This window comes from Rhizobacter sp. (genome assembly GCF_031412075.1).
Classification (GTDB): domain Bacteria; phylum Pseudomonadota; class Gammaproteobacteria; order Burkholderiales; family Burkholderiaceae_C; genus Rhizobacter.
In genome coordinates, this window is sequence record NZ_JANOCG010000215.1 from 23,892 (window position 1) to 34,421 (window position 10,530).

Below are 10,530 nucleotides of genomic sequence, written 5' to 3' on the forward strand. Positions count from 1 at the left end.
GTTCGACGAGAAGGCCCTGCTCCAAACGAGCCGCTCGCGGTGGTTGTCATGGCGGCGACTCGCGGCCTGTCTATAAGTGCGGTCGACACAGCCGCCGAACCGACATGAACACCCCCCGCATCGCCTTATCGACCTCCCTCACCCGCACCCTGCCCGCCGCGGCGCCAGCGCAGCAGCATGTGGACCGCGCCCGTGCGCTGCGCCAGCAAGGCCTCCACGAAGAGGCGGCCAGCCACTTTGCCCGCGCCGCCGAGCTCGACCCGGCCAACGCCGAGTACCGGCTGATGGTGCTGCTGCACCAGGGCACCGTGCTCGACGAACAGGGACGGGCCGAAGACGCCCTGGCCTGTTTTGAGCGCGCAGTGCAACAGCACCCCGGCGCTGCCGACGCCTGGGCAGCATTGGGCATGGTGCAAAACGCCCTGAAAGGGCCTGAGGCAGCCGAGGCCAGCTTCCAGCAGGCCTTGCAGATCGACCCGACACGCTGTGACGTGATCGAAAAGTTCGGCATCGTCTTGCAAGACCAGCGGCGCTACGAAGACGCGGCCCTGGTGTTCGAACGCCTGCTGCAACTAAAGTCCGACCAGCCGCTCGCGGCGGGCCGGCTGATGCATTGCAAGATGCTCACGGCCGACTGGACCGCGCTCGACCACCTGCAGCAGCGAGTCGAGCACGCCTTGGCCGCCGGGCAGCTGGCCGCCGAACCGTTCGGCCTGCAGGGCTACTGCACCTCACCGGGCCTGCTGCTGAAAGCAGCGCAGCAGTTTTCCGCCACCTACCACCCCGACCGCTCGCCGATGCTGGCGCCAGCCAAGCTCGGCACCGGCCCCAAGATCCGCATCGGCTATGTGTCGGGCGAGTTCCGCAACCAGGCCACCTCGGTCTTGCTGACCGAGGTGCTGGAGCGCCACGACCGCGAGCGTTCCGACGTCTACGCCTTCGACAACGGCTGGGGCGACGGCAGCGAGCTGCGCCAGCGCATCGAGCGTGCGGTGACGGAAATCGTGCCCATCGCATCACTCGGCAACCTCGATGCGGCAGCCGCCATTCGCGCGCGTGGCATCGACATCCTCGTCAACCTCAACGGCCACTTCGGGCGCGCGCGCTCGCACCTGTTTGCCTTGCGGCCTGCGGCCATCCAGGTCAACTACCTCGGCTTCCCCGGCACGACCGGCGCCACGCACATCGACTACCTGATCGCCGACGAGGTGGTGATCCCGCGCGACGAACACCACTTCTACACGGAGAAGGTGGTCACCCTGCCGCACTCCTACCAGCCCAACGACTCCCAGCGTGTGGTCGCCGATACGCCAAACACCCGCAGCGAGGTCGGCCTGCCCGATGACGGCTTCGTGTTCTGCTGCATGAACAACGTCTACAAGATCACACCCGCCATGTTCGATGTGTGGATGCGCCTGTTGCAGCGTGTGCCCGGCAGCGTGTTGATGCTCTACAGCAACGTGCCCGAAGCGCAAGACAACCTGCGGCGCGAGGCCGCCGCACGCGGAGTAGACGGCGAGCGCCTGGTCTTCGCCGGCCCGCTGGGCCACGCGCAGCACCTGGCCCGCATGCGCCTGGCCGACCTGTTTCTCGACAGCTGGCCCTACAACGCGCACACCACCGGCAGCGATGCCCTGTGGGCCGGCCTGCCGGTGCTCACCTGCACCGGCCCCACCTTCCCGAGCCGCGTGGGCGCGAGCTTGTTGCGCGCGGTCGGGTTGCCTGAGCTGGTGACGGATTCGTTCGAGGCCTATGAGGCGCTTGCCTTGCGCCTGGCCACCGAGCCCGGCCTCTTGGGCGGCCTTCGTGAACGCCTGGCCACCAATCTGCCACAGGCACCGCTCTACGACACACCGCGCTATGTGAGCCACCTGGAGGCTGCTTACTGGCAGATGGTGGAACGTGCGCGGGCGGGGCAAGCGCCAGAGGCGTTCAGCGTTGCGCTCAGTTGAGCCGAGGTCTTCATTCCCGTGCAGGCGCACTGCTGTCCGGGGAAAGCTGGGTCAACTGGAGAAAAGCCGCAGGTGGCTTCGGTTCACGATGCGTGCCTGCCGCAAAGACTCAAGGCATCGCGTGCAAAAGCACTCCGTCATTCCCGCGCAGGCGGGAACCCAGCATGCAGGCATAACCCCCCGCATCGAGAAACCGTACGTCGCCGCCATTCTGGATTCCCGCCTACGCGGGAATGGCGACTCAAACAGTGCGGTTTCCTCGCGCAGCAGTGCGCGCAAGCGGGAATGACGAAATGCCAACGAAAAGAGCCGGCGCTCTTGCGAGACGCCGGCTCAATGCTTCAGTTGAAGCGACCGCTGCTAGAAGCGGTCATGAAGAAACTTCTTCTTAGAACGCTGCTGCCTTGCCCGGCTGGCAGTTGTTCAGGTCGGTACCGCCGACCAGACGCGACCAGGGGTTGCGGCCTTGTGCGCCGGAATAGTCAGCCACCGGCACGGTGGTTTCCAGCACGTCGAGAGCCATAAGGCCCGAGGCGCCGAAAGGCTGGTTGCCGCCGTTGATCACGGCGATCACGGCTGGGTCGGAGAAGTCAGACTTCAGCGTGGTCAGGAAGGCCGAATAACCGGCGGCGCTGGCCGTCGGCAGGGTGGCGCCGATGCGGGTGTTCAGCGATGCGTCGGTGTACTGCGTGTAAGCACCACGCGCCACGTTGGCGTGCGTCGGAGCCAGACCGTTGATCTTGACAAAACGGATCAGGCCGCCAGCGGTGGTCTTGAACTCTGTCGAGATGGTTCCGATCGCTCCCCGGCCACCGTTGTGGTGCGCGTTCATGCAGGTCAGGACTTGGTTGCTGCCGCTGGCGTTGACCACTAGGTTGTCGGCAGTGCACAGGCTGTTGGCAGCGGCGTTGTCCAAGGCGGCCGGGCCAGCGACGAACGGGTCCACGCCGGCTTGGCACTCACGGCCGCCGAGCGTACCGTTGCCGGTGCGGGCGACCAGTGCTTCAAAGGTCTTTTGCGTGCCCGACGAGTCGGCGCGGCGGGCCACATAGACCAGGTCGTCACCGACGGTCGCGCCGGTCAGGCCCGACCAGCTCTGGCCGACCTGGGTGAACATTGAAGTGATCTGGCCTTGTGTGAGCGAAGGCATGTCGGCTTCGGTGATGCCACCGACCGGAATGCCTTGTGCGGCTTGCAGAGCTTCGTAGATGTTCCGTGTGACTGGCACGCCGAAGATCACGGTGGCCAGGGCTTGCGCTTGCAAACGGCTGTAGCTGGCAGGTGTGCCGAAGAACTGCGGCTCGACGTCCGACACGCCGATGTAGCTGACGGCGTTGGTCACGAGCGAGCTGCTGGCGCCGGCGCAGGTGAAGTCTTGGAAGCTCGACAGCGGGCCTGCGCCGTCAACGTCAACCACCGACGAAGCGCCAGGAGCGCACGAGGTGGCGAGCTTGGCCAGGTCGAGGAAGGGGGTGCTGATCAGCGAAGCGGCCGTGGGGGTGGCCACCGTGCCACCGTTGACCGGGGCCACGCCAGCGCCCGAGCCACCGACGGAGTACTTGTAGAAGGCGATCTTGGTCGCGCCGGCACGCGGCGTGATGCGGGCCAGGTTGGCGGTGCAGAAGTAGACGAAGTTGTTCGAGATCGAGTAGCGGGTCATCGTGCCGGCCGCGCAGTAGCGGGTGGCCGAGGCCAGCAGACCCGGGTCTTGCGCGGTGGCGCCGGAGACGCGAATGTTCATGGTGTCGCCGACGAACTCGCCGCCGGGGGTGGCCAGGCTGATGGGAGCGGGCCAGCTGGGGGCGTTGGTGTAGGCGCTGGCCAGCAGGGCGTGGGCCGGGGCCGACAGGATGCCGCAGGCGGCGGCAACGCCGAGGGAAATTTTGCTGAGTTTCATGGTGTGTCCTTGAGGAAATTCGGGAGTCGATCAAATTTCGGCAAAACCAAACCCCACCCGGCGCAGCGGCTGCTGCATCGGGTTGGGTTGGAAACGCTGTTGAACGGGCTGTGAAGGCCCGCCGCAGGCCTGCTTAGGCTTGTGCGGCAGCCTTGCGGCGGCGGGCCATGCCCACCAGGCCAAACAGGCCACTGCCCAGCAACCAGGCAGCGGCAGGGATCGGCACTTCCGACACGGGAGCACCGGCCAGGTTGTAGACGAAGTCGCCGTCGGCTTCGAGCGTGACGGTGGCGAAACCGGTGCTGTTGCCGTACTGCACCTTGGTGGCTGCAATGGCGTTGGCGCTGGTGCCGGCCGTGCGGGCGAAGTAGAACAAGCCAACGCTCTGGTCGAGGGAAGCCAAGCTCGCGCCGCCCAGACCAAAGTTGGTGTCAAAGGCTGCCGGAGCGCCCGGGCCGGTCACTGACAAGGTCGCGCTGCCAAAGAAGCCGGCCAGACCGCCTGCGTTGCCGCTCGACGAGTAGCTCGTCATCAGCTGGTTGGTGGGATTCAGGTCCACAGCCGACGACGTGATTGCGCGCGGCACGTTGGTGGCAGTCGAGGTACCGGTGGAGTCACCAGCGGAAACGGCCCAACGGATGTCGGCCACGTTTTGGGTGCCCAACCAGGTGGTGAACGACACATCGGCAAAGTTGGGGGTGTTGCCAGAGTTCAGCAACAGGCCAGCCTCAGGCGTGCGCGTGCCGGTGCCGCCACCGTTGCCTGACAGCGAGGTCACGCTGCTGGGCAGGAAGTCGTTCATCAGGAAGCCGAGGTCGCGAAGGTAGTAGTCGCGGGTCACGGTGTTGAAGGCGAACAGCGACAAGCTGCCGTTGCCAGTCGTCGGGGCGGTCAGGTCGGCGTGGGCGAGGCCCGTTGCCGACACCATGGCCACAGCGGCGGCGATCATCTTGAGGTTAAGTTTCATACTGAGTTCTCTCCTGGGTTGAAAATGAAATAGCGCAAGTTGCACAGCCCTTGTCGCGATCCGCCGTGACAACCCACAGTGAGAGCGGGCTATCGACAACCATCGAGACCAGACCGCATCGGCGTGCCTCCCTAGGGCGGGAACCTTCCGACAGCCGCGACTCTAGAAGTCCCCTGTGTCGTGGCCATGTTCCGTGTGCACCCACTGATGGCTACTTCAGCCTAGCCCTGCGCACCGAGATGGACGTTCACAACGAACTTCATGTGAATTTATCGACGCTGGGTGACGCCCGATGTGCGCACAAGCGCTCCCGGGGTGATGCGTTCGGACTAGGCCGTGGCGGCCAAGGCCCACGCCTGCTGCAGCGCGGCCTCGAAGTCACGCACGAAGCCGGGCTCGTCGAAGAGGGCACTTTCGGCGAGCCGTTCGCGCGCCTGCGAGCGCCAGCGCGCCAGGCCATCCACATCGGCTGCCACGCGCAAGATGGTGGCCACATAAGCCGCGTCGTCATCGGCCACCCAGTCGTCGCGACCGATGGCGCCGAGCAGCGACGCCCCCATGCGCGAGGTGTGCGTGCGCCCCCGCCGCGTGACCACGGGCACGCCCATCCACAGCGCCTCGCAGGTGGTGGTGGCGCCGTTGTAGGGAAAGGGATCGAGCGCAACGTCAACCTGGTTGTAGAGCTCCAAGTGGCTGCTCTTGCTGGCGATCCAGGGCTGCAGGCTGAGCCGGTCTGCGGCGATGCCGCGCGCGCGCATGAACCGCTCGATGTTCTCGCGGTTGGAGGTCTGCGCCATCGACGACGACTTGAGCAACAAGCGCGATTGCGGCACGGCGTTCATGGCCTGCGCCCACAGGTCAAGCGTGTGGTCGGTGACCTTGGCGATGTTGTTGAACGAGCCGAAGGTGATGTGGCCGGCCTTCAACACGGGCGGCGGTGCCAGCGGCGGTTGTTCGTCCGGGCGGTAACAGAACATCGAGCGCGGCAGGCACAGCGGCCGCTCTGACGCCAGTGGCGGCATGTCGCCCGGGTCGATCACGGCATCGGTGATCCGGTAGTCGACGGCCGGCACGCCGCTGACCGTGGGGTAGCCAAGGTAGCTGATCTGCACCGGCGCCGCACCCAGGCCGAAGGTGAAGATGCGCGAATGCAGGGTGTGGCCCGACAGGTCGACCAGGATGTGAATGCCATCGGCCTCGATGCGGCGGCGCAAGAGTTCGTCTGACATGCCATCACATTCAACCCACTGGTGCCCATAGGAGCGCAGACGCTGGGAGACGGCGTCGCCCCACCCGACGTTGTGATAGCAGGTGACCTCGAAGCGGCTTTTGTCGTGCCGCTCGAGCAAGGCGCCGATGAAGAACGACACCGAGTGGCGCACAAAGTCGCCCGACACGTAGCCCACCTTCAGGCGCTCACCGGGCGCGAGTGGCCTCCAGGGCGGGCGCGGTGTTGCGGCAGGTTTGATCTGGCGGCCAAACGCCTCGTGGGCGTCGAAGATGGGTTGCGGGTCGTCGTGCAGGTAGGTCAGGCCCAGCAGCAGGGTCGGGTAGATGTCGGCACGCCCGCCTGAGAGTTCGACGGCCCGGTGGCAATGCGCCAGCGCCTCGTCCAGGCGTCGTGACTGCATCAGGGTGCTGCCCAGCTGGATCAGCGCATAAGGATCCGGGTCCACAGCGATGGCTTTTTCAGCCCAGGCGCGCGCCACGTCGACCTGGCCCTCGCGGGTGAGCAGGCCGGCCAGGGCGCGCATGACGGGTGCGCTGGGCGCGTTGATGCCCAACCACTTCTCGTACAAGCCGATCGCGAGTTTGTTGTCGCCCAGGGCGCGCAAACAAACGCCCATGTGAATGCAGGCGTCGACGTCGCTCGGATCCACGGTGAGCGCCTGGTTGAAGGCCTGCGCGGCTTCAAGGCGGCGCCTCGCCCGCATGAGCATCACCCCATGGTTGCGCAGCATCACGGCATTGCCAGGCGCCAGGTTCACGGCACGGGCCTGCGCCTCGATCACTTCGTCGCTGGGAATTTCGTCGAGCGGGTTTTCGGCAGCCAGCGCCGCGCGAAGCGCCATGGCAGCGGCGCGGTTGGCGTGTGCGGGCGCGAACGAGGGGTCGAGGCCCAACGCCTGGTCGTACAGGGCGATGGCGGCCTCGACATCGCCGCGCATCTTCATCACGATGCCCAGGCTGACCAATGCCTCCACGTAACCGGGCCGAAGCGCCAATGCATGGCGATAGGCAGCCTCGGCACCGTTCATGTCACCGCCCGCCTTCAGCGCCCGGCCCAGCAGGTAGTTTGCTTCAGGCTGCAGGTGTGGGTGATCGAGCACCGGCCGGATCAAGGTGATCGCGCGGTCATGTTGCCCGGCGGCCATCAACTGCTGGGCTTGCAGCAGCAGAGACATCGGGTCGACAGCCGCGCGCGGGAAATGCAGCGGGGCGGGCACACGCGCCGGGGTTCGAACCTTGGCCATGGCCTAGAACTCGAGCATGCCGCTCAGGTGCACACGCGGCGAGCCTTTTTCAGTGGTACCGGCGTCGCGCAGTGGCCAGCCGACATCGAGCGCGACGCTGGCGTGCTTTTGCGTCCGCAGGCGCACACCGAAGCCGGTGCTCAGCAGGCCCGAACGAAAATCTTGCTCGGGCAGCGGCGACTTCAGCCATAGGCCGGCACCTTCGAAGAACGTGTGGGCCCGCAGGTCGGCGATGAGGCCCTTGCTGTCAGCAAAAAAGTTGGGCGAGCGCAACTCGAACGACGCCCTCAAGGCACGGTCGCCCACGGCGCTGGACTCGAGGTAGCCACGCACACTGTCCACACCGCCGGCCACGAACTGCTCGTCGCTGATGAGCGGCTGGCTGGACACCTGGCCTTCGAGCTTGCCGAACAGCACCAGGTCGCGCGGCAGTTTTTGCGTGCGCGAGAGGTCGAGCTTGAGCACCGAGAAGTTGCTCTGGGCGAGATAGCGTTTTTCGCCGAACTCCGACTGCTTGCTGAACAAGCCGCGCAGCGCGAACACGACGCCGCCACCGGCCTGCCAGGCGCCTTGTTTGTCGGGCAGCGTGGCCGAGTAGATGGCGCTCAGCGGCAGGTAGCGAACGGGGGTGCAGAGCGTTTCACCGGAGCAGGAAATGCCGGCGACCAGTCTGCCGTTGGCGTCTAGCTTGTAGACGATGCCCAGCATGTCTTTGTAGTCGGCGCCGAGCGTCAGCGACTGGGTGAAGGTTTCGCTGCTGTCGACGAAGATGCGGCGCAGGCTGTAGATTTTGCCCCGGCCCACCACCTGGATGTCGTTCAAGCGCACCCGCGTGTTGCTCTCGGAACGAATGGCCGAGGCCACCCACAAGCCCGTGCCTGCCGGCACCGAGTACGAGCCGGAGACGACGCGCACCTCGTCCAGGTCTTCAGGCGACACCTGCACCTGCACACCCAGGCTGTGCTCGCGCTGCCACAGGTTGTCGTAGCGCAAGGAGCCTTGCAAACGTGTGGCCGTGGTGTCGGCCCCGTGCTTGTTGTTCAGCTCCAGGCTGCCGTGCAGCGGCAGCTGGTCTTCGACCGACAGGTCGACTTCGGTGGTGCCCGGCAGCTTGCCGGGGCGCAGCAGCGGCGTCACACGCCGGTCGCCCGAACGGTTGACGGTGGCGAGCTGCTCGGTCACCTGCTTGAAGTTGGGCGTGGCGCCTTCGGCCAGCGCCGGCACCTTGTCGAGAATGTGGCCCTGCGAGTAGTACTTGGCGCCGATCACGCGCAGCCGCGACACCGGGGCCTGCACCACTTGCAGTACGACCACGCCCACGTTGACACGCTGCTCGGGTATGTCGACCAGCACGGTGCCGTAACCCGCGTCGCGGTAGGCCGTTTCCAGCGCGAGCCGCGCGGCTTCCACATCGGCGACCGTGCGCTTCTCGCCGAGGAAGGGGTAGACCGCACGCTCGATGCGGTCGGCCGGCAGCACGGTGTTGCCTTCCACGCGGTACTCGAAGATGTCGAAGCGCGCCGCCGGCGCTTCGGCCTGTGCGGCTGTCTGCGCCCACGTGGGCAACGACAGCAGCACCAGCACGAGGCCCACAAACAAAAGCCAGGTCAGTCGCGCGTGAAAACGAGGGGCGTGCAGAACAGGGATCGAAGGCATGAAGCGGCAGACATCAGAAAGACGACGGCAAAGGTCGGGCGAGCCGCGGCCGCAACAACGGCCTGACCCAAGCCCGTCGATTCTTGCGGCGCAAGATGACAGTTCTTCGAGGGTGCCCGGCTATTGGGGGCTGGGTTGTGGGGGCGCAGACGCAGCCGGCCCCGGCCCAGACATCAACAAGGCCTCTGCGCTCGGCGCGATGAATCGCCAGTCTCGGTAGGTTTCGGCCGCCACGTCGCCACCGCGCGTACCTGCCACGGCAGACAAGCTGCTCCGCAGGGGCGCGCGTGTCGACAAGCTGTGCACGCCGACGATGCTGCCATCGGCCAGCCGCACCAGACCCCACTGCCGTTCGCCGGTGATCGGGTCGACATAGATCTGGCGCAGGAAGCGCTGCATGTTCAAGGCGCGGGGGTCGCGCAGCAGGTCATCCAGCTCGCGCGGGAAGCGCAGGTGGCTGCCCTGCGCGCGTTGACCGTAGCGTTCGATTGCCGTCTGGAACTGGCGCCCCGCGAACACGAGCTGCTTCTCGTTCTCACGGCGCTGCACGGTGCTCCACACCACGCTGGCCATGGCGGCCGTCAGCCCCAGCACGCTGATGATGAAAAGCAGCCCGAGGTAGGTGAAGCCACGCTCGGTTCGAGCCGGGCGCACGTGTACCGACACCTCAGGCCGCAGCGGACGTCATGCCGAACGGCTTTGCGTGCTTGCCCTTGAGGCGCGTGCCCGCGATGCCGAGCAAGCCCATCACGAAGAGCCACACCACGCCAGGCAGCGGCACGGCAGAGACCTTGTCGTACTCGAGCTTCCACACGGTCTTGGCGCCGGCGTCGACCAGGTCGAAGGTCTTGTTCTGCTGCTGTGCGTGAACGGTGGCCACCAGGTGCCACAGCGCGAGGTCGGAACTCGCGCGCAGCTTGACCGACAACGGCGACTGCATCGCCGAGGCGGGCAGCGCAAACCAGCTTGCGGTGTCGGCCAGTGTGGGCGGGTTGATGGCCAAGGCATGTCGCATCGCTTGTGCGAGGTAGTCGGTGGTCGCGGTGGTCGCGGTGGTGCCGGGCACGTCGACGGGCGCCAGTGCGGCGCTGGCTTGAACCGGCGCGCACAGCAGAGTGGCGGCGGCGACAGCCGCCAGGCCGCTCTTGAGGTTGATGTTCAGCATGTGAGTTCCTAAGGTTGAGAGTGGTTGAAGGACGCGTGAGCGTTCGCACCGACGGCGTCGGTCAGCAGGGCCTCCATCTGCTTGCGCTTGGTGCCAGCCGAGCCCACACGGTTGACCAGCGCTTCTTCGAGCAATGCGATCGCCTCCTGGTTGATCGAACGGCGGTTGTCGAAAGCCTCACGGCTGATCAATTCCTTGACCACATGCGGCATTTTTTTGATGAACAGATCCACATCCACGGTTTTGTCCCTCCAACGAAACGTTTGATAAATGGCTCCAAGACACCAGCCCGAAGTCACCCTTTTGGTGATGGGGTGACGTTACGTTGGTGCCATGACGTCACCAAGAAGGCAGCGCCCTGGTACCCGGCCGAAATAGCTAGTCCATGGGTGGGGTGCGCAGGCCGCGCCCCGCCCCGG

At 66.0% G+C, this 10,530-nt stretch carries 8 protein-coding genes; 1 reads left to right on the top strand and 7 read right to left on the bottom strand.

Annotated elements, in window-relative coordinates; all coding sequences use genetic code 11:
- The first annotated feature begins 104 nt into the window (after window positions 1-104).
- Window positions 105-1,952 carry an O-linked N-acetylglucosamine transferase family protein gene (locus RMO40_RS07515; RefSeq protein ID WP_309718517.1) on the top strand — a complete coding sequence of 616 codons (1,848 nt, stop codon included), beginning with the start codon at window positions 105-107 and terminating at the stop codon, window positions 1,950-1,952.
- A gap of 388 nt (window positions 1,953-2,340) precedes the next feature.
- Here RMO40_RS07515 and RMO40_RS07520 read toward each other — a convergent pair whose 3' ends face one another.
- From RMO40_RS07520 to RMO40_RS07550, 7 genes are all read right to left on the bottom strand, one after another.
- Complete coding sequence (locus RMO40_RS07520) at window positions 2,341-3,849, bottom strand: hypothetical protein (protein WP_309718520.1); 1,509 nt, start codon at window positions 3,847-3,849, stop codon at window positions 2,341-2,343.
- A gap of 133 nt (window positions 3,850-3,982) precedes the next feature.
- Window positions 3,983-4,816, bottom strand: coding sequence for a VPLPA-CTERM sorting domain-containing protein (locus RMO40_RS07525; RefSeq protein WP_309718523.1), 834 nt, complete (start codon window positions 4,814-4,816; stop codon window positions 3,983-3,985).
- 329 nt (window positions 4,817-5,145) lie between these two features.
- Window positions 5,146-7,290 (bottom strand): O-linked N-acetylglucosamine transferase family protein, encoded by a 2,145-nt coding sequence (locus RMO40_RS07530; RefSeq protein WP_309718525.1) that lies wholly within the window; start codon window positions 7,288-7,290, stop codon window positions 5,146-5,148.
- A gap of 3 nt (window positions 7,291-7,293) precedes the next feature.
- Window positions 7,294-8,946 carry a ShlB/FhaC/HecB family hemolysin secretion/activation protein gene (locus RMO40_RS07535; RefSeq protein WP_309718528.1) on the bottom strand — a complete coding sequence of 551 codons (1,653 nt, stop codon included), beginning with the start codon at window positions 8,944-8,946 and terminating at the stop codon, window positions 7,294-7,296.
- Window positions 8,947-9,066: 120 nt separating this feature from the next.
- Window positions 9,067-9,600: a type II secretion system protein gene (locus RMO40_RS07540; protein WP_309718531.1), complete on the bottom strand. Its 534-nt coding sequence runs from the start codon at window positions 9,598-9,600 to the stop codon at window positions 9,067-9,069.
- Between the two features lie 13 nt (window positions 9,601-9,613).
- Complete coding sequence (locus tag RMO40_RS07545) at window positions 9,614-10,111, bottom strand: hypothetical protein (RefSeq protein ID WP_309718535.1); 498 nt, start codon at window positions 10,109-10,111, stop codon at window positions 9,614-9,616.
- 8 nt (window positions 10,112-10,119) lie between these two features.
- Complete coding sequence (locus tag RMO40_RS07550; protein WP_309718538.1) at window positions 10,120-10,344, bottom strand: Arc family DNA-binding protein; 225 nt, start codon at window positions 10,342-10,344, stop codon at window positions 10,120-10,122.
- Window positions 10,345-10,530: the final 186 nt, after the last annotated feature.

Excerpts from the sequence above, each read along its gene's own strand:
- RMO40_RS07515 (WP_309718517.1), top strand. The coding sequence starts at position 105 with ATGAACACCCCCCGCATCGCCTTATCGACCTCCCTCACCCGCACCCTG.
- RMO40_RS07520 (WP_309718520.1), bottom strand. The coding sequence starts at position 3,849 with ATGAAACTCAGCAAAATTTCCCTCGGCGTTGCCGCCGCCTGCGGCATC.
- RMO40_RS07525 (WP_309718523.1), bottom strand. The coding sequence starts at position 4,816 with ATGAAACTTAACCTCAAGATGATCGCCGCCGCTGTGGCCATGGTGTCG.
- RMO40_RS07530 (WP_309718525.1), bottom strand. The coding sequence starts at position 7,290 with ATGGCCAAGGTTCGAACCCCGGCGCGTGTGCCCGCCCCGCTGCATTTC.
- RMO40_RS07535 (WP_309718528.1), bottom strand. The coding sequence starts at position 8,946 with ATGCCTTCGATCCCTGTTCTGCACGCCCCTCGTTTTCACGCGCGACTG.
- RMO40_RS07545 (WP_309718535.1), bottom strand. The coding sequence starts at position 10,111 with ATGCTGAACATCAACCTCAAGAGCGGCCTGGCGGCTGTCGCCGCCGCC.